This window comes from Actinophytocola sp., from assembly GCF_009379765.1.
In the GTDB taxonomy this organism is placed as follows: Bacteria; Actinomycetota; Actinomycetes; order Mycobacteriales; family Pseudonocardiaceae; genus Actinophytocola.
On the sequence record NZ_WHTD01000008.1, the window covers coordinates 39,575 to 63,752 of the forward strand.

At 71.1% G+C, this 24,178-nt stretch carries 24 protein-coding genes; 5 read left to right on the forward strand and 19 right to left on the reverse strand.

What is annotated here, in order from left to right; genetic code table 11:
• Nucleotides 1-27 precede the first annotated feature (27 nt).
• Nucleotides 28-2,322 carry a molybdopterin-dependent oxidoreductase gene (locus GEV28_RS03920; RefSeq protein WP_291408662.1) on the reverse strand — a complete coding sequence of 765 codons (2,295 nt, stop codon included), beginning with the start codon at nt 2,320-2,322 and terminating at the stop codon, nt 28-30.
• Between the two features lie 180 nt (nt 2,323-2,502).
• Nucleotides 2,503-3,552: an ABC transporter substrate-binding protein gene (locus GEV28_RS03925; protein WP_291408664.1), complete on the reverse strand. Its 1,050-nt coding sequence runs from the start codon at nt 3,550-3,552 to the stop codon at nt 2,503-2,505.
• Nucleotides 3,553-3,734: 182 nt separating this feature from the next.
• Between GEV28_RS03925 and GEV28_RS03930 the strand changes: the two genes are divergently transcribed.
• Entirely contained in the window at nt 3,735-4,475 is a 741-nt protein-coding gene (locus GEV28_RS03930) for a GntR family transcriptional regulator (RefSeq protein ID WP_291408666.1), read from the forward strand.
• A gap of 5 nt (nt 4,476-4,480) precedes the next feature.
• Here the strand turns inward: GEV28_RS03930 and GEV28_RS03935 are convergent, their stop codons facing one another.
• The 13 genes from GEV28_RS03935 to GEV28_RS03995 form a co-directional block, all read right to left on the reverse strand.
• Nucleotides 4,481-5,311: an ABC transporter ATP-binding protein gene (locus tag GEV28_RS03935; protein WP_291408668.1), complete on the reverse strand. Its 831-nt coding sequence runs from the start codon at nt 5,309-5,311 to the stop codon at nt 4,481-4,483.
• A 32-nt stretch (nt 5,312-5,343) separates the two neighbouring features.
• Complete coding sequence (locus GEV28_RS03940) at nt 5,344-6,078, reverse strand: enoyl-CoA hydratase-related protein (protein WP_291408670.1); 735 nt, start codon at nt 6,076-6,078, stop codon at nt 5,344-5,346.
• Nucleotides 6,079-6,097: 19 nt separating this feature from the next.
• A complete protein-coding gene (locus GEV28_RS03945) occupies nt 6,098-7,183 on the reverse strand; it encodes a hypothetical protein (RefSeq protein WP_291408672.1) in 1,086 nt (361 codons plus the stop codon).
• Nucleotides 7,183-8,370, reverse strand: a complete 1,188-nt coding sequence (locus tag GEV28_RS03950; RefSeq protein WP_291408674.1) for a CoA transferase — start codon at nt 8,368-8,370, stop codon at nt 7,183-7,185. The genes GEV28_RS03945 and GEV28_RS03950 overlap by 1 nt, the downstream gene beginning before the upstream one ends.
• A gap of 281 nt (nt 8,371-8,651) precedes the next feature.
• Nucleotides 8,652-9,917, reverse strand: coding sequence for a CoA transferase (locus GEV28_RS03955; RefSeq protein ID WP_291408676.1), 1,266 nt, complete (start codon nt 9,915-9,917; stop codon nt 8,652-8,654).
• Nucleotides 9,918-9,947: 30 nt separating this feature from the next.
• On the reverse strand, nt 9,948-10,217 hold the full coding sequence (locus GEV28_RS03960) for a hypothetical protein (protein WP_291408678.1): 270 nt from the start codon (nt 10,215-10,217) through the stop codon (nt 9,948-9,950).
• A gap of 33 nt (nt 10,218-10,250) precedes the next feature.
• Nucleotides 10,251-10,544 carry a hypothetical protein gene (locus tag GEV28_RS03965; RefSeq protein WP_291408681.1) on the reverse strand — a complete coding sequence of 98 codons (294 nt, stop codon included), beginning with the start codon at nt 10,542-10,544 and terminating at the stop codon, nt 10,251-10,253.
• Between the two features lie 96 nt (nt 10,545-10,640).
• Nucleotides 10,641-11,096: a MaoC family dehydratase N-terminal domain-containing protein gene (locus tag GEV28_RS03970; RefSeq protein WP_291408683.1), complete on the reverse strand. Its 456-nt coding sequence runs from the start codon at nt 11,094-11,096 to the stop codon at nt 10,641-10,643.
• The gene (locus GEV28_RS03975; protein WP_291408685.1) at nt 11,093-12,151 is read right to left on the reverse strand and encodes an NAD-dependent epimerase/dehydratase family protein; all 1,059 of its coding nucleotides are present in this window, start codon (nt 12,149-12,151) and stop codon (nt 11,093-11,095) included. The genes GEV28_RS03970 and GEV28_RS03975 overlap by 4 nt, the downstream gene beginning before the upstream one ends.
• Nucleotides 12,148-12,504: a hypothetical protein gene (locus GEV28_RS03980; RefSeq protein WP_291408687.1), complete on the reverse strand. Its 357-nt coding sequence runs from the start codon at nt 12,502-12,504 to the stop codon at nt 12,148-12,150. The genes GEV28_RS03975 and GEV28_RS03980 overlap by 4 nt, the downstream gene beginning before the upstream one ends.
• A gap of 10 nt (nt 12,505-12,514) precedes the next feature.
• On the reverse strand, nt 12,515-13,396 hold the full coding sequence (locus tag GEV28_RS03985; protein ID WP_291408689.1) for an ABC transporter permease: 882 nt from the start codon (nt 13,394-13,396) through the stop codon (nt 12,515-12,517).
• Nucleotides 13,396-14,313: an ABC transporter permease gene (locus GEV28_RS03990; protein WP_291408691.1), complete on the reverse strand. Its 918-nt coding sequence runs from the start codon at nt 14,311-14,313 to the stop codon at nt 13,396-13,398. The genes GEV28_RS03985 and GEV28_RS03990 overlap by 1 nt, the downstream gene beginning before the upstream one ends.
• Nucleotides 14,314-14,317: 4 nt before the next feature.
• Nucleotides 14,318-15,865, reverse strand: a complete 1,548-nt coding sequence (locus GEV28_RS03995; protein WP_291408693.1) for an ABC transporter substrate-binding protein — start codon at nt 15,863-15,865, stop codon at nt 14,318-14,320.
• 139 nt (nt 15,866-16,004) lie between these two features.
• Here GEV28_RS03995 and GEV28_RS04000 point away from each other — a divergent pair, with 139 nt between their 5' ends.
• From GEV28_RS04000 to GEV28_RS04010, 3 genes are all read left to right on the forward strand, one after another.
• Complete coding sequence (locus GEV28_RS04000) at nt 16,005-17,042, forward strand: isocitrate/isopropylmalate family dehydrogenase (RefSeq protein ID WP_291408694.1); 1,038 nt, start codon at nt 16,005-16,007, stop codon at nt 17,040-17,042.
• Nucleotides 17,039-18,070, forward strand: a complete 1,032-nt coding sequence (locus GEV28_RS04005) for an LLM class flavin-dependent oxidoreductase (RefSeq protein WP_291408695.1) — start codon at nt 17,039-17,041, stop codon at nt 18,068-18,070. The genes GEV28_RS04000 and GEV28_RS04005 overlap by 4 nt, the downstream gene beginning before the upstream one ends.
• Nucleotides 18,071-18,133: 63 nt before the next feature.
• Entirely contained in the window at nt 18,134-18,652 is a 519-nt protein-coding gene (locus GEV28_RS04010; protein ID WP_291408696.1) for an NUDIX hydrolase, read from the forward strand.
• On the opposite strand, the gene GEV28_RS04015 is transcribed toward GEV28_RS04010, so the two are convergent.
• Nucleotides 18,615-19,871 carry an acyl-CoA dehydrogenase family protein gene (locus GEV28_RS04015; protein WP_291408697.1) on the reverse strand — a complete coding sequence of 419 codons (1,257 nt, stop codon included), beginning with the start codon at nt 19,869-19,871 and terminating at the stop codon, nt 18,615-18,617. The genes GEV28_RS04010 and GEV28_RS04015 overlap by 38 nt on opposite strands.
• The gene (locus tag GEV28_RS04020) at nt 19,868-20,617 is read right to left on the reverse strand and encodes a hypothetical protein (RefSeq protein ID WP_291408698.1); all 750 of its coding nucleotides are present in this window, start codon (nt 20,615-20,617) and stop codon (nt 19,868-19,870) included. The genes GEV28_RS04015 and GEV28_RS04020 overlap by 4 nt, the downstream gene beginning before the upstream one ends.
• Nucleotides 20,618-20,844: 227 nt before the next feature.
• Here GEV28_RS04020 and GEV28_RS04025 point away from each other — a divergent pair, with 227 nt between their 5' ends.
• Nucleotides 20,845-22,221 (forward strand): helix-turn-helix domain-containing protein, encoded by a 1,377-nt coding sequence (locus tag GEV28_RS04025; protein ID WP_291408699.1) that lies wholly within the window; start codon nt 20,845-20,847, stop codon nt 22,219-22,221.
• On the opposite strand, the gene GEV28_RS04030 is transcribed toward GEV28_RS04025, so the two are convergent.
• Nucleotides 22,150-22,650 carry a Scr1 family TA system antitoxin-like transcriptional regulator gene (locus GEV28_RS04030; RefSeq protein ID WP_291408700.1) on the reverse strand — a complete coding sequence of 167 codons (501 nt, stop codon included), beginning with the start codon at nt 22,648-22,650 and terminating at the stop codon, nt 22,150-22,152. The two genes, GEV28_RS04025 and GEV28_RS04030, sit on opposite strands and share 72 nt — an antisense overlap.
• Nucleotides 22,651-22,724: 74 nt before the next feature.
• Nucleotides 22,725-24,014, reverse strand: coding sequence for an L-seryl-tRNA(Sec) selenium transferase (gene selA, locus GEV28_RS04035; RefSeq protein ID WP_291408701.1), 1,290 nt, complete (start codon nt 24,012-24,014; stop codon nt 22,725-22,727).
• Between the last annotated feature and the right edge of the window lie 164 nt (nt 24,015-24,178).

Here is a 24,178-nt window from a genome sequence, read left to right on the forward strand (position 1 = left end):
TCCTTTTCCCCCGGGTCAGGGAGTTGCTCACGGGAGCGGCTCGATCCGGCACGGGTAGTCCTTCACCGGCACCGACCCGGAGATGGGGTCGCGGACCGCGTTGCTGATGACCAGGTTGACGTTGGCGCCGTCGGCGGAGAACGGGTCGTGCCCGGGCAGGCCCAGCTCCTCGCACGCCTCCCACCACCCGGTCTGCGTGGCCACCACGCCCGCGGCGACCGAGGTGGTCAGCCGGGCGCGCAGCCGGATCGCGCCGGTGGCGGTGGCGAGCCGGACCATCGCGCCGTCCAGCACGCCGTGCGCGCGGGCGTCGTCCGGGTGCACCTCGAGGTAGGGCTCGGGCACCTGCTCGCGCAGCGCCGGAATGCCGCGGCCGGTGCTGTGCGTGAACTGGCGCAGCTTGCTCGAGGTGAGCACCAGGGGGAACTCGGCGGTGAACGCCGCGGTGCGGTCGGTGGCGGCGGGCAGCGGGTCGTAGCCGTGGGTCAGGAACGTCTCGGAGTACAGCTCCACCTTGCGGGTCGGCGTGGCGAAGCCGGTCACCTTCCCGGCGTCGTCGGTCCGCTCGTGGCGGCGGAACGTGACCGTCGCGGTCGGCCGGCGCAGGCCGCCGGGATGCGCCTCCAGCTCGTCGAGGGTGAGCCCGGTGCCGCGCAGCTGCTCGGCGTAGGCCGCGCGGACGTCACCGTCCCAGAAGGACTCGCCGAGGCCGAGCCGGACCGCGAGGTCGAAGATGACCTCGACGTCGGGCCGGGACTCGTGCCGCGGGACGAGCACCGGCGCCCGGTACTGGGTGTGCGCCTGGGTGACCGGACCGCCGCCGAACGTGGTCGCGAGTCCCGGCGACTCCCACGGCGTCGCGGCCGGCAGCAGCAGGTCGGCGAACCGCGCGGTCGGGTTCTCGACCATGTCGACGTGCACGTGGAAGTCCAGTGCCCGCAACGCTTCCCGGCCGCGGCGGCTGTCGCCGTTCTGCAGCAGCGCGTTGCCGCCGAACGCGACGAGCGCGCGGACCGGGTAGGGCCGGTCGTCGAGCGCGGCGTCGTACACGTCGTAGGCGGCGACGCCGTGCTTCGGCGCGCCGAGCGGTCGTTCCGCGAGCCCGAGGCGGGTCGCCGCGGCCGGCCGGAGCTTCGGCAGGCCGCCGGGGGAGCCGAACGTGACGTTGCCGCCCGGCGCCTCCAGCCAGCCGGTCAGCGCGTACAGGACGCCGAGCGCGCGGCTGGTCTGCGCGGTGTCGGTGTGCTGCTCCACGCCGTTGTAGGTGTCGTAGCACAGGGCGCCGGAGGAGCCGACGTGCTCGGCGAGCCGCCGGAGGTCTACTTCGGACACCCTGGTGAGCCCGGCCACGGTCGCCGGGTCGTAGCGCGCGGCCCGCTCGGCGAGCAGCGTGAACGCGCTGCGCATGCCCGGCCGGTCCACCCGCAGCCGGGGCCGGACCGGCCAGGTCGACGGGTGCCGCTCGACGTCCACCGCACGCGCCGCGGTTCCGTCCCACACCACGAAGTCGCCGGCATCGCCGCCGGAGCGCAGGAACCGGCCGGTCGCGGTGTCCACGAGGAACGGCCCGTTCGTCCACCAGGTCACGAAGTCGTGGTCGAACGTGCCGTCGGCGAGCAGAAGGTGCAGCACGCCCAGCGCGAGCGCCGCGTCGGTGCCCGGCCGCGGCCGGATCCACAGGTCGGCCCGCTCGGTGGTCGTGGTGGCCCGCGGGTCGACCACCGCGAGCCGGGCGCCGCGCCGGGTCGCCTCCTGGATCCGCCGCCAGGTCTGGAGGTGCGACGCGGCCGGGTTGTGGCCCCACACGAGGATCGCGGCGGCCGCCTCGTAGTGCGCGGTCGGCAGCCGCCCGCCGAACGTGTACGCGGCGCCGCCACCCCGGCCCCAACTGCAGATGTGGCCCGTCGTCAGCACGTTGGGCGAGCCGAACGCGGTGGCGAGCCGGTCGAGGAACGGCGACCAGTCACCGGCGTGGCTGCCGCCCGGCGCGGGCCGGGTGAACACCACCGACTCCGGGCCGTACCGCGCGGCGAGCGCACGCAGCCGGTCCGCCGCGAACGACAACGCCTCGTCCCAGGAGATCCGCTCCCAGCCCGGGTCGCCGGCCGTCTTCGGGTTGGTGCGCCGCATCGGGTACCGCAGCCGGCCCGGGTCGTGCACGAACTGCGGGGCCGCGGCGCCCTTCACGCAGAACGCGTGGTTGGGATGGTCCGGGTCGGCGCGGACCGACAGCAGCACGTCGTCGGCCGACACCACCGCCACCGATCCGCACCGGGACTTGCACTGCGCGCAGTAGCCACGCACCGTTCGGCCGGCCGCCATGGCTGGTTCCTCTCACTCAGCCGCGGCGGCCCTAGTCCGCCTCCCCGGATTTTTATGCGGGGGTTGCGTCCCGGCACAGGTGCGGGTGGCAAGGTGGATTGTGGCTGGGTATCGTCACGTTCCCCTGAGGTATCTGTTGATCGAGCGCGGACTTTCGCACAAAGATCCACGGGACAGGGACTAGCCGATCGCTTCCTTGACGATGTCGGCGGCGACGGCCTTCTCGTAGTCCACGCCGAGGGGCGTGCCGCTCGTGTCGGCGAAGTCGGACAGCGCCTTGAACGCCTCGGGCGTGATCAACGGCGAGTCCGGCACGGACTTGACTGAGTAGGCGTAGGCCGCGTCGAACGTCTTCGCGTCGAGGTCGGGGAACTCCTTGCGCAGGCAGGGCTTGCCGGCGTCGGGGTCGTCCCGCAGGAGCTTCATGGCGTCGGCGATGCCGGCCACGAGCGCCTTGACCTTGTCCGGGTTCTGCGCGAGCTCCCGGGTGTTCGCCGAGCCGACCAGGTAGGGGTACTGGGTCAGCTCCTCGAACTCGTCACCGGAGAACAGGATCTTGCCGATCCCCTGCGACTCGGCCTGGTTGCCGTTGGGCGGCGAGCCGGCGAGCCCGCCGATCTTGTCGATCTTCATCGCGGCGAACATGTTGCTGTAGTTGTTCAGCGCGAGCATCCGGATGTCCTTGTCCGGGTCCATCCCGAACTTCGGCAGCACGAACCGCAGGAGCTGGTCGATCGAGTCGCCCGGGTTGAGGATCGCGACGGTCTCGCCACGCAGCGCGTGCACCCGGTCCTCGAGCGAGGAGTCCGGGGTGACGCCCGTCGCGTCGATGAGCTTGTTGCTGCCGACGACCTGCACGCCGTAGCCGCGGCTCGCGTTGAACAGCATCTGGACCGGGGCGCCCTCGCGGATCGGGCTCACCGCCGCGGGCGCGCCGGTCATCGCCGACAGCGCGTCGCCGGAGACCAGGCCGGCGATGGCGGCGGTGGTGCCCTGCGGGGAGACGGTCAGCTCGACGTCCAGGCCGTGATCGGTGAAGTAGTTCTCGCACACCGCCACGTACGCGGCGGCCCAGGTGATGACCTTGCCGCCCAACACGATCGTGGCCGAGCCGAGGTCGGTCGTGCCTGAGCCGCTGTCCGCGGCTCCCTCGTCGCCGCACGAGGTGAGACCGAGGACCAGTGCGAGAGCGGCGGTCGCGGCGCCGATGCCGCGAATCGTGCGAACCATGTCACGACCTCCATAGATGATATATCATCTTAAGATGTACCCGGAGTGCTGTCAACGGACCCGACTGTCACCTTGGGTGACGACACGCCTGGATCGGAACCTTTTCCGAACCTGCACGAGTTGGCTATATCGTTTAGTTCACCCTGCGTACACTGAGGCGTACCGCAGCGCGAGGAGAGGTCATGGCGCGCACATCGATCATGAACAGTGAAGGCAGACCTGACGGCCTGCAGGACTTCGTCGCGCGCCGGTTGGCCAAGGCGATCGCGTCGGGTGATCTCCCGCCGGGGACCCGCCTGTCGCCCGCCCGGCTGGCCGAGGACCTCGGCGTGTCGCACATTCCGGTCCGCGAGGCACTCGCCGCGCTGGAGGCGGTCGGGCAGGTGAAGCGGATCCCCCGGGTCGGGTTCTTCGTCGCGGAGCTGTCCACGGACGACATCGAGGACATCTACCACTGGCGGCAGGTGCTCGAGGACGAGGCGCACCGGCTGGGCGTGCCGAAGCTGGAGGAGGCCGACCTCGCGCGGATGCGCGAGATCAACAGCGACATGCTCAAGGCGGTCCACGACCGCAACACGCCCGCGTTCGTCGAGCTGAACCGGACCTTCCACTTCGTGCCGTTCGAGCGGGCGGGCAGTGAGCACCTCATCCGGTTCGTCACCCACCTGTGGGACGCCGCGGCGCGCTACCAGAACACGATGGCCTACGTGCGGGTGCCGAAGGATCTGCTCCAGGAGCACCACGACGGGCTGATGTCCGCGTTCGAGGCTCGCGACGTTGGCGCGGTCAACGGCTGGATGGCCAGGCACCGGGGGATCACCCTGGACGCCATCCGCAAGATCCACGCCGCCGCCGCCGAGGCGGAGAAAGCGGAGAAGTCCGAGAAAGCCAAGAAGGCCGAGAAGGCCGGGCAGAAGGCCTGAGCCCGCTACATCTCGCCGCCTCTCAGCATGTCGTCCTGCAGGATCGCCCACAGCTCCTGCTGGAGCTCGCGGAAGCGGTCGTGGAAGCGGACGTCGAACACGTCCCGAGGGTGCTGGATGTCGATGGTCTTGATCGTGCGCATCGTGCCCGGCCGGGACGAGACCACGACCACCCGGTCGGACAGCGTCACCGCCTCGGCCAGGTCGTGGGTGACGAACAGGATCGTCGTCCCCTCGCCCGACCACAGCCGTAGCAGCTCCTGCTGGAGCACGAGCTTGAGCTGCGCGTCCAGGGCGCCGAACGGCTCGTCCATGAGCAGCGTCTCGGGCTGGTAGATCAGCGTGCGGGCGAGCACGACCCGCTTGCGCATGCCGCCGGAGAGCTCCGCGGGGTAGTGGTTGCCGAAGTCGGTGAGGCCCACCTTCTCGATCATCTCGTCGATCAGCTCGGTCCGCTCCGCGCGCGGGTGGTGGCGGATCTCCAGCGGGATGGCGATGTTCTGCCGGACCGTGCGCCACGGCAGCAGCGTGTCGGCCTGGGTGACGTAGCCGACGTTGGTGTTCACCGCGTCGACCGGCTCGCCCTTGTAGCGCACGCTCCCGCTGGACGGCTTCATCAGCCCGGCGGTGATGTTGAGCAGGGTGGACTTGCCGCAGCCGCTGGGCCCCACGATGCTGACGAACTCGCCGGGCCGCACGTCGAAGTGCGCGTCGCCGAGGGCCTGGAACGGTTTGCTCTTCTTGAAGAAGCGCTTCCCCACATGGTCGAAGGAGATCATCGGCGGCACGTCCGCCCCGGCCTCCTGGCTGTCCAGCACTTGCGTCTCCTGCCGCATCGAAAACCCTCCTACGCCGTCGTATTCGGTTGTCAGCTGTTGCGGCGCCGCAGCGACCACATCTGGGAGCCCCGCTCCAGCTCCAGCGCCACCGGCCAGGACACACCCGGCGGGTCGAGCTCGCGGCGCATCGACCCGAGCACCCGCCTGGACAGCTCCGGGTCGCGCGCCGCGGCGGCGGCCAGCTCGCGGGCCCGCGCGTCCACGTCGGCGGCGTCGACCGACTCCCATGCCAGGCCGAGCTCCGCCGCCCTCGTCCCGGACACCTCCGCGCCGAACAACCCGATCGCGGCCGCCGCCTCCCGGCTGACCACCCGGCCGAGCAGGGTGAAGTGGCCACCGCCGGGGTGGAGGCCGATCCGGGTGAAGCCGGCGATGATCCGCGTGTCGTGTGCGACGATCCGCAGGTCCGTGGCCAGCAGCAGGTTGACCCCCGCGCCGACCGCCGCACCCTGGACCGCGGCGATCGTCGGCACCGACATGTTCCCGACCCGGACGAACGCGTCGTAGATGGAGCCGAGCTCGGCGAACCGTTCCGGGTCGGCGGGGTCCTCGCCGGCCCGGGCCAGGACCTCGCGCTCGGCGCCGGAGCAGAACGTGCCGCCCCCGCCGCGCACGATGACCGCGCCGACGGCCGGGTCGGCGTCGACCTGGTCGCACACCTGCACGAGCCGCCGCGACGACTCCGGGTTCAGCGCGTTGCGGGTCTTGGGTGAGTCGATGGTGATCGTGGCGATCCCGTCGGTGACCTCGACATCGATAGTCATCGGTGGTTGCTCGGCCTCTCTAGTAGCGGAACTCCATGACACTCTTGACCGGGGTGCCGTCCTCGAGTGTGATCGGGTTGACAGGCACCATCGTCGCCTCTCCGAAGCTCGGTGAGATCACCGAGTGCGGCCCGGGCCCGCCAGCGACCACGATGTTGATCTCCGCCGGGCTGTCCGCCAGCGGGATGCCCGCGTCGGGGTGGTCGGACCGGTAGCGCCGGGGCCTGCGGTGGCGGACCATGCCGTTCAGCGTCTCCGGCGGGAAGTCCGACACCTTCACCCTGGAGTGCTCGTAGAGGAACTCCCGCACGTCGTTCTTGGTGAACCCGTCCTCGGCGAGGATCTGCGCGTGCTCGGGGCAGAAGAGGATCAGCGGGCCGCCGCCGAGCTGGACGTTCTGGTGGCCCGCGCTCGCCGCGGCCGAGCAGAACGTGCGCAGGATCCCGGTCGCGCTGCGGCTCGCCAGCTCCAGCACGTTCTGCGTGCCGGTGACCGAGAACAGCGACACCGCGCTCGTCTCCACGTCGTAGCCGCGCTCGACGTGGAACGGCTCCCACGGCGACTCGGCCTCGTTCTCCGCGATGCACATGCCGTACTTGCCCGGCTGGCCCTGGGTCGACTTGTCCATCGTCTGCGGCGCGCCGCCGCCGATGTTCATCATGCAGAGCCGCACCGCCCGGCCGACCGTGGCGTTGGCCCGGAAGCCCTGGCCGAGGCAGTTGCCCTTGCCGTTGAAGCCCAGCTCGTCGGCGATCGGGCCGTTGACCATCACCATCACCGCCACCGGGTTGGTGGTGGCCTGGATGCCGAACGTGTTGAAGTCCGGGTGCGCGAGGCCGCGCACCGCGGCGAGCACCACCGGCAGGTACTCCGGCTTGCAGCCCGCCATGACCGCGTTGACCGCGACGTTGTGCACGGTCGCCTCGGCCCGGGTCGCCGGGATCCTCCCGAGCGAGGAGTGCGGGTCGAGGTCGGTGAACTCCAGCGCGGCCGCGACCGCGTCCTCGGTGGGTGGCACGATCGGCAGGCCGTCGGTCCAGCCCTGGTCCGCGTAGTGGTCGAGTACGTCGGCGAGCTCGCCTTCGATGGTCAGCAGCTCGGGCATCAGATCACTCCGTCCGCGCGTAGGGCCGCGAGCGTGGTCTCGTCGAGGCCGAGCTCGGCGAACACCGTCGCGTTGTCGGCGCCGCGGGGTGGGCCCGCGTGCTCGACGGTGTGCTCGCGGCTCGGGAACTTCGGCACGACGCCCTGCATCAGCACCGGGCCGAGCACGTCGTCGGCCACCTCGATGAGGTCGCCCCTGGCCTGGAACTGCGGGTCGGCCACGATGTCCTCGGCGGAGTACACCTGCTGGTGCACCGCGTCCGCCTCGGCGAGGCGCTTCTCGAGCGTGGCGTAGTCCCACTTGGCGGCCCAGATGTGCAGCAGCTCGTCGCACTCGTCGAGGAACTCGACCACCGCGGCCGGGTCGCTCATCATCACGCCCGCGTCGACGCGGGCCATCTGCGGCACGGCCTCGGCGGCCTGCAGGATGCGCCGGATCGCCGCCGGGCCCACCGCGCTCACCACGAACCACCTGCCGTCCGCGGACCGGAAGAGGTTGCGCAGCACGCCGTGGCTGGTGAGCTTGTTGCCCGGCCGGTGCGGCGCGGTGCCGAACTGGTGGTAGCTCGCGATCTGGGTCGGGATGATCCGGAACAGGCCCTCGAACAGCGCGATGTCGACGACCTCGACGCCGGTGGCCGGACCGTTGTGCCCGCGGCCCCACAGCGCGGCCATGATCCCGAACGCGCCGAACGTGGCCGCGACGCCGTCCGCGAGCGTGGTCGACGGGAAGGTCGGCGGGCCGTCCGACTCGCCGTTGAGGTGGGCGAACCCGCTGATCGCCTCCGCGATCGTGCCGAACCCGGGGCGGCCGCTGACCGGACCGCTCTGGCCGAACCCGGAGATCCGCAGCATCACCGCGTCGACCCCGGCCGCGGTCAGGTCGGCCGGGCCCAGGCCCCACTTCTCCAGCGTGCCGGGGCGGAAGTTCTCGCAGATGACGTCCGCGTCCCTGGCCAGCTCGACGGCGAGCTCGCGGCCGCGCCCGGTGTTGATGTCGAGCGTGATCACCCGCTTGCCGCGCTGGATGACCGACCACCACATGGACTGCTCGCCCTTGCGCGGCAGCATGGTCCGGATCGAGGTCTTGGTCGGGTGCTCGACGGCGATCACGTCCGCGCCGAGGTCGGCGAGCAGGCTCGCGGACAGCGCGCCGGAGTACTGGTGGGACAGGTCGAGCACGCGCAACCCGGCGAGAATCGGCCCGCCCGCCAGCCCCCCCGAGCCACCCCAAGGCCCCGCCGCGTCACCCCGCGACGTGGCCGTGTCGCCCGCTGGCGTCGATGAGTCGTCCCGTGGCGTAGCCGTGTCGCCCGCTGGCGTAGTCGTGTCGTCTGGTGGCGTGGCCGTGTCGCCCGCTGGCGTGGTCGTGCTGTCCCGTGGCGTGGCCGTGTCGTCCGCTGGCGTGGCCATGTCGTCTGGTGGCGTGGCTGTGTCGTCCGGCTGTGTCGTCGGTTCGCTGGTCACGGTCATTCCGCCGCCTCCACCCTCGCCGCTGTCGTGGCCGCTGTCGTGGCCGCCGTCCTGGCCACCACGCCGGCGTCCACCAGCGCGTCGATGCGCTCCCGGTCCAGGCCGAGGAGCTTGCCCAGCACCTCGTCGGTGTGCTCGCCCATCACCGGCGGGACCGTCGCCGGGCCGGGCCGCCACCGGTCGGACTCCACCGGCAGCTTGATCACGTCCAGCTCGGCTCCCTCGATCCGCCGCACGATCCCGTTGTGCACGGCCTGTTCCGAGGCGATCGCGTCGTGCAGCTCGAGCACGGGGCTGTTCGGCACGTCCGCCTCCTCCAGTGCGGCCAGCCACTCGGCACGGGTCCGGCCGCGGAAGATCTCCTCCAGAGTGGACATCAGGATGTCCCGGTGCGCCAGCCGGTCGGCGTTGGAGGTGAACCGCGGGTCGTCCTTCCACTCCGGCCGCCCGACCGCGTCGCACAGCCGGCGCCAGAACCCGTTGGTGAACGCGCCGACCATCACGTACTGCCCGTCGGCGCACAGGAATGCCTGGTACGGCACGATCTGCGCGTGCCCGCGGCCCAGCCGGGGGATCGTCTTGCCGAGGGTGGCGACCGACGGGATGTAGTTGGCCATCATCGCCATCGACGCGTCCAGCATCGCGATCTCGACGTGCTGGCCCTCGGGCAGCGCGTCCCGGCGGTGCAGCGCGGCGAGGATGCCGGCCAGCGCGAACAGCCCGGTCGCGTAGTCGGAGATCGGCGCGCCGATGCGCACCGGGCCGCCGCCCACCTCGCCGGTGATGCCCATCAGGCCGGACACCGACTGCATGATGATGTCGTTGGCCGGCCGGTCGCGCCACGGCCCGGTCGGGCCGAACGCGGAGATCGAGCAGTAGACCAGGCCCTCGCGCACCTTGCGCAGGTCCTCGTAGCCGAGCCGGTGCCGGTCGAGCACGCCCGGCCGGAAGTTCTGCACGACGATGTCGCAGGTGCGGGCGAGGCCCGTGGCGAGCTCCCGGCCGTCCTCGGTGGACAGGTCGATGAGGACGGACTTCTTGTTGCGGTTCAACGCGAGGTAGTAGTCCGACTCGATGGGGCCGAGCATCGGCTCGCCCATGTACCGCGCGCCGTCCCCCCGCCCCGGCTTCTCGACCTTGACCACCTCGGCACCGAGGTCGGCCAGGAACATCGTCGCGAACGGCCCGGCCGCCGCGTGCGAGAAGTCGAGCACGCGCAGGCCGTCCAGCGGCAGGGCGGCCTGCGCCGACGTCGTTGCCACAGTGGTGGTTCCCTCTCTGGTTGGGGCGTCTCAGCGCGAGTACGCGGACCTCGGCGCGACCGCCTCCTGGTACGCCTGCGCCACCTCCTCGGCGGGACGGGTCAGGCCGAAGACGACCTCGTCGTAAGCCTCGTCGGTCAGCGCGCGCATCTCCTCGTCGGAGATCTGCCCGATGGGGTGGGGCAGGATCTGGATGGCGACCATGCCGAGGCCCAGTGCGGTCACCTCCGCTCTCGCCTTGTAGCCGAACGGCTCGGTGACCACCGAGACCGTGGGGATGCCGAGCTTTTCCAGGGTCACGCCGTCGTGGACACTCCACGAGCTGCACGAGCCTCAATCACCGAACGCGGTGACGACCAGGTCGCAGGTCCGCATCTCCTCGAGGACCTCGGGCTCCATCGGCTTGCTCGCCGTGGGCTTGGCCGCGTGGACGAACTCGATGCCGGTGTGCCGGGACCCGAGCAGCTCCTCGAGCCGGCGCAGGTAGATGTCGGCGTTCACCTTCGAGTTCCACAGCAGCCCGATGCGCTTGCCGTCGAGCGAGTCCGGCCGGCGGGACAGCCCGCCCTCGCCGCCCGGCGCCGCCCCGGGATCGGGGGTTGGGCGATAGACACGGTACGTGGTCACGAGCTGACCTCCCGCCTGGTTAATACTATATATTCGAGCCTATGTCGTTGATCCGTGAGTGTCAATGAACCGCTGGTGACCTGCGTTTTGGAGACTTCAGCGGTGGATGATCGTCCACCGCTCGGTCCGTCGCGGACCGTCGGCGGCGCGGTACTCGGTGGCGGTGGTGACGAGGAGCATCGGGCCGTCCCGGCCCTGCTTCTCGGTCACCGACTCGAACGTCGTGACCGCCTCGACGGTCTCGCCCGCGCGGATGGGCGCGTGGAAGTCGACCGAGCAGCCGCCCATGAGCCGGCGGCGCAGCGCCGGGTGGTCGATCACGACCTCGCCCGGCCGGTGGCGCCTGCCGTCGACGCCGACGTCACCGCCGACCGCGAAGGGCGGCAGGAACAGCGCGGGCGCCACCGTCGGGTCGGCGGGCCGGGGCAGGCCGACCGCCTCGGCGTAGCGCAGGATGTCGGCCGCGTGCACCTCGACCCGCGTCGGTGCCCAGGCCCGCTGCCCGACGAGCGCCTCGAGCGTCCTGCGCGCGTCGTCCCAGCCTGTGTTCACGGTGTGCCCCCTGTGGACTCGAGTGCGGCGCGGTAGATCTCTACGGCCCGGTCCTCCCGGGCGTAGTCGAACGCGTGCTCGCCGAGCGACAGTTCCTCCGTGGACCCGCGGGCGACGGGGTGCTCGGCCAGCCACCGCGCGGCGCGCCGGGTCGCCTCGGTGACACCCACGACGTCCCGGTAGCCGAGGGCGCGGATCGCGCCGAGGTCGAAGACGGTGTTCTGGCGCAACGCGAACGGGTTGCGGCACGGGCTCGCGGACAGCGGCACCGGCACGACGTCGAACGCGTGGCCGAGCGCGTCCGCGACGGTCGCGGCGATCGCGGCGACGCTCAGCACGTGCTCGTCGCCGACGTTGAAGGTGCGGCCCGCAGCGCCCGGGTGGGTCATCGTGAGCAGCACCGCCGCCGCGAGGTTCTCGGCGTAGCCGCGCTGGGGCAGCATCAGCCCGTCGCCCTCGAGCGCGAGAGCGCGGCGGCCGTCGAGCACCCGGCGCACGAAGTACCACTCGAACGGGATGTAGGCGTGCGGGCCGTAGACCATCGTGTAGCGCAGGATCGCCGCCTCGAACGCGCCGCGGGCCTCGGCGTCGGCGACGAGCCGCTCGTTGCGCTGCACCCCGGCGCTCAGCTTGTCGCCCGGCAGGTCGGCGAGCGGGCGCGGGGGCGGGTCGCCCTCGCGCAGCGGCAGCGGGTGGCCCGTGCCGCCCACGGGCACCTTCCAACCGGTGTACGCGGGCAGCCCGGTCACCGCGACCAGCCGCCCGACCCGGCCGGACAGCACGGTGACCACGTGTCGCAGCCGGCCGGAGGTCGAGACCGCGACGTCGAACTCCCGGCCGGCCACGGCCGCGCGCAGGTCGGGGAGCTCGGTCGGGTCGGCGTGCAGGTGCTCGACCTCGCCGCCGAAGTCGACCTCGTGCGCGCCGGTGTGCAGGATCGTCACCCGGTCGCCCTCGGCCAGCAGCCGGCGCACCACGGCGTACCCGGTCGGCCCGGTACCGCCGACGACGAGCACGGACTGCGCGGGCCCGGACTTCGCGGGCACCGATCTCATGGGCGCACCAGCGCCGACCCGCTGACCACCGTGGTGCCGGCGCCGTCGCGGATCCACAGCCGGGCCTCGCCGGTGCCCCGGTCCAGCGTGCCGCCGCAGACAAGGTCCGTGTCGACCGGCACGACCGCGTGGTTGCGCCACTCCAGGTGCTCGAGCGGGCCCGCGCCGCCGAGCAGCCGCACCAGGTAGGTGCCGAGCAGCGGCCCCTGTACGATCGACCGCTCGAGACCCTCGGCGCGGGCCCGCTCGTGGTCGAAGTGCAGGAGCTGGAACTCCCACATCGCCGCGGCGTAGCGCACGGTGTCGAGCAGCCCAGGACGCAGGCGCAGCTCCGGCAGGTCGTCGGTGGTCACCCTGGCTCCTTCACTTCAGGTACGGGTCCCAGCGGTCCTGCAGGCCGTCGCCGAGCATGTTGGCGCCGAGCACGAGCGCGACCAGCGCGATGCCCGGGAACGCCGGGAACCACCAGGCGAGCGCGAGGTAGTTGCGTGAGTCGCTCAGCATCTGGCCCCAGGACGGGGTGTTCGGGTCGACGCCGAGGCCGAGGAAGGACAGCGAGGCCTCGGCGATGATGAACCAGGCGAAGTTGAACGTCGTGATCACGATGATCGACGAGCGCACGTTGGGCAGGATGTGCCGCAGCAGGATCCGGGTGTGCCCGGCGCCGAGCGCGCGGGCGCCGTCGACGAACTGCCGCTGAGCGATCGACATCGCCTCGCCGCGGACCACCCTGGCGAAGAGGATCCAGCCGCCGACGATCAGCACCGCGACGATGTTGCCGACGCCGCGCCCGATCGCGGCCACCACGACGATCGCGAGCGCCAGGAACGGGAACGACTGCTGGATCTCGGCGATCATCGTGACGATCGCGTCGAAGACGCCCCGGAAGTACCCGGCGAGCAGCCCGATCGTCACGCCGATCAGGCCCGCGCCGAGCACCGCGAGCCCGCCGACGATCAGCGAGATCCGCGCGCCGTAGATCACCCGGCTGAGCACGTCCCGGCCGAGGTGGTCGGTGCCGAGCACGTGGTCGCTCGTGCCGGTGCCGACCCACGCGGGCGGTGCGAGCCGGTGCGCCAGGTCGATCGCGTTCGGGTCGTGCGGGGCCAGCAGCGGCGCGAAGACCGCCACGAGCACGATCGGCACCACGAGCACCAGGCCGACGGTGATCTGCAGCCGCCCGGCCCTGCGGACCCGCCGGGTTCTCGTGGCCGCCGCGGGCATCCGGATCGCGAGGTCGGCCATCAGGTCCTCCGCAGACGCGGGTCGAGGAAGGTGTAGGCCAGGTCGAGCACCATGTAGGTGAGCACCACCACGAGCGCCACCATGAACACCGCGCCCTGCACCACCGGGAAGTCACGGGAGAGCACTCCGTCGACCATCAGCCGGCCGACCCCCGGCCAGGCGAACACCACCTCGGTCACCAGCGCGCCGCCCATGAGCGTGGAGAACATGTAGGCGGTGAGCGTGAGGATCGAGATGCCGCTGTTCTTCAGCGCGTGCACGCCGACCACCCGGGTCGTGCGCAACCCCTTGGCGTGCGCGGTCTGGGTGTACTCGGCCGACAGCGACTCGATCATGCTCGCCCTGGCGATGCGGGTCGTGTTCGCCAGCGAGAACGCGCCGAGCGTCGCCGCGGGCAGGATCAGGTGCTCGATGCCGCCGCTGCCGGAGGAGGGGAGCCACTGGAGCGTCACCGCGAAGATCAGGATCGCGATGATGCCCAGCCAGAACGTCGGCACCGACTGCCCGATGAGCGCGCCGCCGACCACGACCTTGTCCGGCCAGCGGCGGCGCATCCGGGCGGCGAACGAGCCGAGCAGCGTGCCGCCGACGGTCGCGATGAGCACGGCGGCGCCGGTCAGCTCCAGCGTGGCCGGCAGCCGCTCGAACACGATGTCGGCCACCGGCCGCTGCTGCAGGTAGGACTGACCGAAGTCCAGCCGGGCGAACCGGCCGAGGAACAGCAGGTACTGCACCAGCACCGGCTTGTCCAGGCCGAGGTCCGCGCGGACCGCGTCCCGCTGCTCGTCTGTGGCGACGTCCGGCAGCATGAGCGCCACCGGATCGCCGCCGAGCCGCTGGAGCAGGAAGATCACGGTCAGCGCGCCCCAGATGACCACGATCATCCTGGGGATCCGCCGGAGCAGGTAGCCGGCCATCGGCTCAGCCGGTCCGCTTCGCGTCGAACAGGTTGATGTAGGTCGAGGGCAGGAACTCCACCCCCTGCACGCTCGGGTCCACCGCGTAGAGCCCGGGGTCGGAGTGGAAGGCGACGAAGAACGCCTGCTCCTGGGCGTAGGCGGAGAGCTCCGCGAGGTAGTCGCCGCGCTCCTTGGTGTCGGTGATCGTGAAGCTCTGGTCGAGCATCTGGTCGAGCTTCTTGTCCGCGTCGATCTTGCGGATGTTGTCGCTGCGGAAGATCTCCAGCGTCCAGGACAGGTCGTAGGCCGGCGCGTCCTGGATGGACCAGTAGTTGATCGGGCCCCAGCTGCCGGCGTAGAGCCGGTCGAGCCACGCGCCGCTCTCCATGGGGTTCTGCTTGACCTTGATGCCGACGGCGTCGAGGTAGCCCGAGATCGCCTGGCAGATCTCCTTGTCCCGGTAGTACCGGCCGAGCGGGTAGTCGAAGGCGACCTCCACCCCGTTGGGGTAGCCCGCTTCCTTCAGCAGCTCCTTGGCCTTGTCCGGGTCGTAGGGCCGGGACTTGAGGTCGGCGTTGTAGCCGACGGAGTCCTTGCCGACCAGCTGACCGGAGAGGTCCTTGCCGTAGCCCTGGGTGATCGAGTCGAGCAGTGCCTTCTTGTCGATGGCGTAGTCGATCGCCTGGCGGACCCGGACGTCCTTGAGCGGGGTGTTCGTCGTGGTCTGGAAGAAGATGCTCGAGCTCTGCCCGGACGGGACCGAGACCAGCTTCTTGCCGCCGGCCTCGACCTGGTCGGCGAAGTCGGGCAGCACCCGGTAGGCGACGTCGATGTCGCCGGCCAGCAACGCGGAGACGCGGGTGGACTCCTCCGGGACCGAGCGCAGCTCGACCCGCTTGAGCTGGGGCACCGTGCCCCAGAAGTCGGCGTTGGGGGAGAGCACGGCCTTCTCGCCGGGGGAGAAGCTGTCGAGCTTGAACGGGCCGGAGCCGATCGGCTTGGTGACGAGCGCGCCGGGGTTCTCCTGGGTGTACTTCGGCGGGACCAGCCAGACGACCGAGGTGCGGGTGGGCCAGTTGCCGACCGGGGTGGAGAGGTAGAAGTCGATGGTCAGCGGGTCGATGATCTCCATCTTCTGGAGGGCCTCGATGCGCACCCGCCACGGGGTCTTCTTGTCGTCGAGCGCGCGCTGGAAGGTGTAGCGCACGGCCTCGGCGTCGAGCGGCTCGCCGTTGGTGAACGTGACGCCCTCGCGGAGCTTGAACCGCCAGTGCTTGGCGTCGATCGCCTCGAAGGACTCGGCCGCCCACGGTTCGGGCGCGCCGTTGTCGGTGCTGACCAGGGTGTCGTAGACGAAGCGCCAGTAGGTGTAGTCGGAGGTGGTCGTGGCGCTGATGGGGTCGTAGTTCGGGGTGACGTGGTCCATGCCGATGATCAGCGACTGGTCGGCGCTGCGGCCGCCCGCGTCACCGCCGCCGCCGCCGCAGCCGGCCGCGATCAGCGCGACAGCGGTGGTGAGTACGAGGAGTCGAGGACCGTTGTTCCGCCGCCGCACAGGTGGGAAGTGCACCGCTGCCTCCTTTGCCAGCGTCAGGAGGGCACCGCGCCGCTCCAAGCAGGGGGCGTTCCGCGTGCGTTGCCCGGGTCCTAAGGAGACTATATATCGTCTATCATAGTGTCCAGTGTTTCCTGGGAAGGGAGATCCGGTTGTGAGGCACACGGTGGTGCACGTACCCGGTGACGGCATCGGACCCGAGGTCACGTGGGCGGCCCGCCGGGTCGTCGACGCGACCGGGGTCCCGGTCGACTGGGTACTGGCCGACGCGGGTGAGGACGCGTTCGCCGCGTCCGGGACGACCGTTCCGCCGCGGACCGCGGCGCTGGTGCGCGAGGTCGGCGTGGTCCTCAAAGGACCGATGGCCAACCCGGTCGGGCACGGCTACGCCAGTCCCAACATCGCGTTGCGCCGGGCGGCCGGAGCGTACGCCAACGTTCGGCTGGCATGGGCCCTGCCAGGTGCCCGCACCCACTTCCCCGGGACCGACCTCGCGGTGGTTCGCGAGGTCACCGAGGACGTGTTCACCGGCGCGGCCCAGCACGTGGGCCCGGACGCGGCGATCGCGGTGAAGTGGGTGACCCGCGCGGCGACACACCGGGTGACCCGGTTCGCCTTCGACTACGCGCGGCAGCACAGCCGGCGCCGGATCACGGTGGCCCACAAGGCGGCGACGCTGAAGGAGACCGACGGCCTCTTCCTCGCCGCGGCGCGCGAGATCGCGTCCGAGTACCCCGACATCCTGCTGGACGACTGCCTGGTGGACGCGCTCGCGATGCACCTGGTGCGCGACCCGGCCGGGTACGACGTGCTGCTCGCGCCGTTCCAGTACGGCGACATCCTGGCCGACCTGTGTGCCGGGCTGGTGGGTGGGCTGGGGCTGGTGCCGGGCGCGTCGTTCGGCCCGTCGGCAGCACTGTTCGAGGCGGCGCACGGGAGTGCGCCGAAGTACGCCGGGCGGGACGTGGTGAACCCGGTCGCGCTCGTGCTCTCCGGTGCCTTGCTGCTCGACCACCTCGGTGAGCACGGCGCCGCCGACCGGATCCGCGCCGCGGTCGCCGCCACCGTGGCCGGCCCGGTGACCACCTACGACCTCGGCGGAACGGCGAGCACGACGGAGATGACCGACGCGATCATCGCGGCGCTGCCCGGCGGCGGCGAGGAAAGCGCAGGGAAAGGAAGTGCGGCATGAGGTTCGGTTTCGGGGTCAGCCTGGTGTGCGACGACCTGGCGGCGTTCCCGGGTTGGGTACGCACGGTCGACGAGTGCGGGTTCGACGTCATCGGTCTGACGGACTCGCCTGCCCTGTACCCGGAGACGTACATGACCGGGGTGCTGGCCGCGCAGAACACGACGCGCGTCCGGTTCGGGCCGCGGGTGACCAACCCGCTGACCCGGCACCCGATCGTGGCCGCGCAGGCCATCGGCTCGCTGGACGTGCTGTCCGGTGGCCGGGCGCTGTTCGGCATCGGCGCCGGCGACAGTGCCGCGCACACCGCGGGCGCGCGTCCCGCCCGGGTGGCCGACATCGAGGAGTACCTGCTGACCGTCCGCGGCCTGCTCCGCGGCGAGGAGGTCGTCTACAAGGGCGCGCCGCTGCGGATGTTCTCGCCGCCGCGCGACGTGCCGATCTACGTGGCGGCCGCGGGCCCGAAGATGCTGCGGATGGCCGGCCGGGTCGCCGACGGGGTGATCATCGGCACCGGCATCATCCCGGAGGTCGTCGAGCACACCCTCGGCCTGATCCGCGAGGGCGCGGAGTCCGCGGGCCGCTCACTGTCCGATTTGGACCTGTGGTGGTTGTGCGGTGCGCGGCTGGCGGACAGCAGGGCGGAGGCGGAGGAGCGGATGCTGACCCTGTCGGCCGCGTTGGTCAACGCGCACGGCCAGGTCACCCTGGGCGGCAAGCTGATCCCGGACGACGTGCTCGGCGAGGCGCAGTACCTGGTGGACCACTACGACTTCGACGCGCACATCAAACACGGCGCGACGCCGAACGCGGACCTGCTGCGCTCGCTGCCCAAGCTCCGCGACCACGCGTCCCGCCGGTATGTCGTGGGCGGGACGCCCGACGAGTGCGTGGCCCAGATCCGCGAGGCGGGAGAGGCGGGGGCGAACCAGTTCTGGTGGACGGTGTCGTTCCCGGACAAGATGGAGTTCGTGCGCGCCTTCTCGGCCGAGGTGATGGCGCCGCTGCGCTCCCCGGAGCCCGTCGCCTGAGCGCCGGTCCGCCGGTCCGCCGGTCCGGTTAGTTGGGTTGACCATACTCGCTAGGGTGCGCGAGTGGACTCGGCGATCTCGACGACAGTGGCCAGCGCGGATGTCTTGCCTGTTGATCAGTATGTGGCCGGTTTGGTGAAGAAGCGGATGGCGTCGGGGGTGTTGTTCCGCGACCGTGCGGGGCGCGTGTTGTTGGTTGAGCCCACGTACAAGCCGAACTGGGAGATCCCGGGCGGTGCGGCGGAGGTCGATGAGGCACCGTGGGCGACCGCCGCTCGTGAGGTCGTCGAGGAGTTGGGTCTGGATCACCCGGTCGGGCGGATCCTGGTCATCGACTACGTTCGGCCGCAGGATTCACGGCCGGAGGGCGTGGTCTTCGTGTTCGACGGTGGGGTTCTCGACGGGGCCGGGCTGGTCGGGATGGTGCCGGCGAGCGGCGAGATCCGTTCGGTCGGCTTCTATCCGTTGGACGAGGCACGGACGCGGGTGAAGCCGCTGCTCGCCGACCGCCTGGCCGCTGCGCTGACCGCGGTCGACGAGGGCGTCACGGTGCTGTGCGAGCAGGGCAAGCGAATCGGCTGAGCTCGGTTCGGACCGCAGTAGGCACGTTGCCGCTGTGGGTGCGTGGTTGCGGGACCGGGGCGGTGTCGGTGTGTCGTTTGCCGGCGGCCCGGTAGAGGTTGTCGTGGATCCCGTCGGCGTACCGCAGGCCGCTGAGGTCGCGACCGGTCTTGGCGGTCTGCGAGTCAGCGCGAAACCCAGCCGCGCCGAGCAGTAACGCGAGTTCGGCGACGGCCTGGTGAGCGGTGTCGACGCCGTGTGCTTTGGTCGCGGCGCCCCACAGCTCGGCATCGGGGTCTCGGGTGTCGGCGAGGTTGGTGGCGATGGCCGCGCCGAGCAGCGCGGTGTTGATCTGAGCGTGCGCGCGGCCGAGGGTGACAAGTGCGGAGTCCCGAAGCCGTGGCAGGTCGCCGGCCGACTGTCGGGCGGTGAGGGTGTCGGTGACGGTGTCGAAGACCGCGGCTGCGGCGCCGAGCGCGGTGGCGGCGACCAGGGGTCGGTAGCCAGCGAAATGTTCGCGTAGCAGTGTCATTCCGTCGCCGTGGAGGATGTCCGCGGATCGCACGGGAACCTGATCGAGGTCGAGGAATCCCCAGCTCCAGCCGGCGAGCCCGGCCGGTTGGATGAGTTGTCGGTGCAGTTCGGGTCGATGGGCGTCGACGGTCGCGGCGGCGAGTCGGTCGTCGGGTGCGCGGAAGAAGACGACGAACACCGCGGCCTCGGTCAGCCTGCTGATCCAGGTCTTGCGGCCGCTGACCAGCAGCGTGTTGGTCGGGCCGGGGACCGCAGCGGTTGTCGTCGCGGCGGGGCGAGAACCGCCGTGAGCTTCGGTGATCGCGATGCCGGCGAGGTCTCCGGCGCGCAGTCGCGGCAGCCAGCATCGACGACACTCGGTGGAGCCGTGGCGGGCGATGAGCTCGCCGTGTCCGAGACCGGCCGAGTCGCGGAGGTCGATGTCTCGGTATCCACACAGGAACTGCCGGAACAGCCGGACCAGCGGAGCCAGCCTGGCAGCTCCGGTTAGGTCGACATGACCGCGGTCGGCCAGCTCGCGGCGGAGTCGCAGGAGACGTCGGCTGCGCTCGGCGCCGGGCGGCAGCTCGGGACCGACCGGGCAGGTCTCGAGGGTCGCGTCGAGGTCGTCGGCGAACTCGCGCAGCAACGACCAGGCGAATCGGCCGTTGGGGTCGAGCAGTCCTCTGAACGGGTCCAGCCATTGGGCGATGGGGTCGCTGGTCATGACCGGTCCTGCACGCGGGCGGGGTGGCCGAACGCGATCGCCCCGGCGGGGACGTCCCGGGTGACGAGGGACGCGGCGCCCACCAGCGCGTACTCGCCGATCGTCACACCGGCCAGCACAGTCGTGCCGGAGCCGACCTTGGCGCCGGTCTCGAACCGGGGCGCTGTCAGCCGCGGCTCGGAGTTGGGGTCCCGCCAGGTGAGGGTCTTGTCGTTGATCGTGCGGATGCCCGCGCCGAGGAAGACCCGGTCGGCGATGACCGTGGCGCTGGTGATGTGGGAGCCGGGTGAGCAACGGACGTCGCGGCCGATACGGGTCTCACGCTCGATGGTCAGGTGGTGGCCGAGCTGGGTCTCCGTGCCGACCGCGATGTCGGTGCGCAGCAGGCTGTGGTGCCCGACGACCGTGTTCACGCCGAGCCGGACGCCGGCGTAGACGACGGCACCGGACCGGACGACCGCCCCGGCACCGACCACGGTGCCGCCACCGAGCCCTGGGCGGATCCGTCCGACGGCGTAGCCTAGCTCGGGTTTGCCGACCACCGTGTGTTCCTCGACCCGTGCTTGCTCGCCAATAAGCGTTCCGCCGTGCACGACCGCGAACGGCCCGATCTCGGCACCGGCACGCACGATGACTGCGAGCGGAGTGCCGAGCGCATCAGCGGGGACGAAAAGGGCAAACCTGCTGATGACGGCACCAGTCTCCGCGTGGAGCAGTCCGGCGGCGTCGAGCTCGATGGCGGACATGTCGTGAGTGCTGGTGCTTGAAGCGGTGGGGGTCTGCATGTCGTTCCTCCCGCCGCGGCGGGGATGATGACCCCGCCCGCGGTACTTCGAGGACACTCGCGAGACAGGGTCGCTGACCAGCATCTTTGCAACGGTCGCGAACTAGTTTGCACGGCATGCAAACGCTCTGGTACATGCTGTAACCGGACGGGTAAACTTGCAGATCGGACTCAACAAGGGATATGTCGATGGACCCCGATCCCGAGATCCGGATGAACGCAACGGTCCGCACAGCGCTCGTGACCGGCGATGTCGGCCAGATCGTGCGCGCCGTGCGTAATGCCAACAACCTCACGCTCAAGGACCTCGCCGACCGATGCGGCTACTCGATCGCGTCCGTGTCTCGGATGGAACGTGGAAAGCAACCGATGCGCGACGTCACCATGCTGCGCCGGTTCGCCGAAGCTCTGCGGATCCCCCCGACACTCCTCGGGCTTGCCGACACTCCGTCGCGGTCCGTGCCGTTCCCCCCACGCGCCGCTAGGGTCAGATCCATTCTGGCGCTGGACGAGGGGACGGACCCGATGCGTCGTCGAACGCTGCTGGCTGGGCTGACTGGCCTCGCTGGCGCGGCCGTCCTGAACGCCGAGGCCCGGGCCTCCGCCGGCATCGAGCCGATCAAGGCCCTCGAGAACACCCTGCTGAACCCATCCACGCCCACAGGCGTCCCGACCACTCTCACCCAGCTACGGCAGTACGCCGCATGCGCCCGGTCGGTCTTCCAGCACGGCCATTACCTCGACGCTGTCGGCCACATGCCCGCCCTGCTCGCCGCTGCGGCAGCGACCCGCGCGGACGTGGCCGGCGACGAGGACACCGCCGCAGCTGACGGTCAGCTCGCCGAGGTCTACTCACTGGCCACCCAGCTTCTCGTCAAGCTCGGCCACGACCACCTCGCCTGGGTCGCCGCTGACAGGGCCCTGCAAGCCGCCTACTCCAGCGGCGAGGTCCTCACCATGGCCACTGCCCGCCGAACCCAAGGCGTGGTGCTCCGCCGCGCCGGGCAGGCCGACACGGCGCAGCAATTCATGGTCGACACCGCCGCGGCCCTGCAACCGGGCCTGCACCAGGGCCCGGAGCACCTGTCCGTGTATGGGTCTTTGCTGGCCACCGCCGCGTACACAGCAGCCGTCGACGGCAACGGCGCCAACGCGAACGCCCTCATCAACGAGGCGTTGAACACCGCTGACCGCTTCGCCTCCGACGCAAACCACCGGTACACCGCTTTCGGCCCCACCGGTGTCCGGCTCTATCAGATCACCATCGCCCGAGTCCTCGGCGACCCCGGCACCGCGATCGACGTCGCCCGCCAGGTCAACCCAGCAACGATCCCCGTCGCTGAACGCCGCGCCCGCTACTGGTCCGACGTCGCGAGATCCTTCGACCAGTGGAACAAGCCGGCACACACCTACCGAGCACTCCTCGCGGCGGAACGCGCCGCCCCCGACGAGGTGCGCCACCGCAAGCCAGTCCAACAGATCACCACCAACCTGCTAACCCACCCGAAAGCGCGCACACTCCCCGGCCTGCACAAGTTCGCCCGCCGGGTCGGCATAGCAGGTTGACGGACAGCGCACATCGGGTCGCGGTGAAGTCGAGCGGGACCGGGCACGCGCCTCGGCCGACCACCAGACCCGGATTCCCTCTGACCCCAGCGATGCTGGGAGGACGCCGTCACCACGTCCTGCTGTAGCCACCGCACATCGCCGTCCGGCATGCGGTGGCGGGTGAGGAAGGCAAGCCAGCGGTCGTGGTTGAAGATCAGCTTGGGGCATCCTGGTTCTTGCTGTCTCGGAGCCCGACGGCGGTGGGGCCGAAGGCCCACTGCCTGCTGTCCTGCGCAGTGCCGCCTCGTCGAGAATGAACCAGAACCGTTGGTCGAGGTTGTCGAGGATCCTCTGCTGGGTGAGCCGTGCCGCTGTGTACCGGTCAATCTGATTCCGGCTGACGCGATCTCGGCCTGTGGACAGGGATGGCTCGGACCCACTGTCCACAGGCCGGACCGGTCACGAGCCGAAACCGTCGGTGCCGCCGGTAGAGTTGATACCGGGGGCCCGGAGGCCAAGCCCTACCCGGTCGCGGCGACCACTGCGTCCACAATGGACTCGTCAGCGCTCTCGGGCACCGCGAGCAGGTCCAGCAGGCACGCCCCGCCGGCCACGCGGCCCACCACCGGCCGCGTGCCCAGGCGCAGCCGTTCCACGTAGGACTCCGGCAGCCGCACCGCCGCGCTCTCCAGGGTCACCCCCGGCGCCCCGCCGCCACCGACCGTTGCCGGGCTCGTCGTTGCCACCGCGTCGATTCCGCGGTCCCGCAGGGAGCTCGCGATCCGGTCGGCGCGGGCCAGCAGGTCCTCCTGCCTCGCCTCCAGCGCCCGCGCGGTCGGCGTCGGCGGCACGCGCAAGGTCGCCTCCAGCGCGGCCAGGGTCAGCTTCCCCACCCGCAACGCCCGCGCCATCGGGTGCCGCCGCAGGCGGTGCACCAGGTCCGCCCGGCCCAGGATCAACCCGCACTGCGGGCCACCCAGCAGCTTGTCCCCACTTGCGATCACCAGGTCGGCACCCGCCCGCAGCGCCGAAGCGGCATCCGGCTCCGCCGGCAGCAACGGGTGCGGCGTGAGCAGGCCCGAGCCGACGTCGGCCACGACGGGGACACCCAGCGTCGCCAGCTCCGCGACCGGAACGTCCGCCGTGAAGCCCGTGACCACGAAGTTCGACGGGTGCACCTTCAGCACGAACCCCGTCGACTCCCCGACGGCGGCCGTGTAGTCGGCGAGGGCGGTGCGGTTGGTCGTGCCAACCTCGCGCAGCGTCGCGCCGGTGCTCGTCAGCAGGTCCGGCAGGCGGAAGCCGTCGCCGATCTCCACCAGCTCGCCGCGGCTGACCACGATCTCTCGGCCCATCGCGAGCGCGGTCGCCGCCAGGACCAGCGCCGCCGCGCCGTTGTTGACCACGTGCACGGCCTCGGCGTCGGGCACCGCCGCGGCCAGCGCCGCCAGCATCCCCAGGCCACGGCCCGACCGGCGCCCGGTGGCGAGGTCCAGCTCGACGTCGGTGGGCCCGGCGGCCGCCACGACGGCCTCGGTCGCCGCGGCGGACAGCGGAGCCCGGCCCAGGTTGGTGTGCAGCAGGACCCCGGTGGCGTTCACGACCGGCCCGAGCGACGCACCACGCACCGGCAGCGCCGCCACCGCCTCGTCGGCGACCGCCGACTGGTCGATCTCGCCCGCGCGTGCCCTGCCCTGCGCCGCCACGACCGCCTGCTTCACCGCGGGCCGGCCCACCCGCCCGGCCGCCTCGACCAACCGCGGATCGGCCAGCACCTCGTCGGTCCGCGGCACGAGGCGCCGTCTGTCCACAGAGGAAGCCGTCTGACCAGGCGTGTTCACCCCGCCAGCCTACCGCCGCGCACATGCACCGCAGCCTCCACGCCCGCGAGTCCAACGCTCCGGACCCGCGAGTTCGACGTTTGGGGCTGTGGGTGGGGTCGTGAGTGTTGGACTCGCGGGTCGTGAACGTTGGA

Excerpts from the sequence above, each read along its gene's own strand:
- GEV28_RS03920 (WP_291408662.1), bottom strand. The coding sequence starts at position 2,322 with ATGGCGGCCGGCCGAACGGTGCGTGGCTACTGCGCGCAGTGCAAGTCC.
- GEV28_RS03925 (WP_291408664.1), bottom strand. The coding sequence starts at position 3,552 with ATGGTTCGCACGATTCGCGGCATCGGCGCCGCGACCGCCGCTCTCGCA.
- GEV28_RS03930 (WP_291408666.1), top strand. The coding sequence starts at position 3,735 with ATGGCGCGCACATCGATCATGAACAGTGAAGGCAGACCTGACGGCCTG.
- GEV28_RS03935 (WP_291408668.1), bottom strand. The coding sequence starts at position 5,311 with ATGCGGCAGGAGACGCAAGTGCTGGACAGCCAGGAGGCCGGGGCGGAC.
- GEV28_RS03940 (WP_291408670.1), bottom strand. The coding sequence starts at position 6,078 with ATGACTATCGATGTCGAGGTCACCGACGGGATCGCCACGATCACCATC.
- GEV28_RS03945 (WP_291408672.1), bottom strand. The coding sequence starts at position 7,183 with ATGCCCGAGCTGCTGACCATCGAAGGCGAGCTCGCCGACGTACTCGAC.
- GEV28_RS03975 (WP_291408685.1), bottom strand. The coding sequence starts at position 12,151 with ATGAGATCGGTGCCCGCGAAGTCCGGGCCCGCGCAGTCCGTGCTCGTC.
- GEV28_RS03985 (WP_291408689.1), bottom strand. The coding sequence starts at position 13,396 with ATGGCCGACCTCGCGATCCGGATGCCCGCGGCGGCCACGAGAACCCGG.
- GEV28_RS03990 (WP_291408691.1), bottom strand. The coding sequence starts at position 14,313 with ATGGCCGGCTACCTGCTCCGGCGGATCCCCAGGATGATCGTGGTCATC.
- GEV28_RS04005 (WP_291408695.1), top strand. The coding sequence starts at position 17,039 with ATGAGGTTCGGTTTCGGGGTCAGCCTGGTGTGCGACGACCTGGCGGCG.
- GEV28_RS04015 (WP_291408697.1), bottom strand. The coding sequence starts at position 19,871 with ATGACCAGCGACCCCATCGCCCAATGGCTGGACCCGTTCAGAGGACTG.
- GEV28_RS04020 (WP_291408698.1), bottom strand. The coding sequence starts at position 20,617 with ATGTCCGCCATCGAGCTCGACGCCGCCGGACTGCTCCACGCGGAGACT.
- GEV28_RS04025 (WP_291408699.1), top strand. The coding sequence starts at position 20,845 with ATGGACCCCGATCCCGAGATCCGGATGAACGCAACGGTCCGCACAGCG.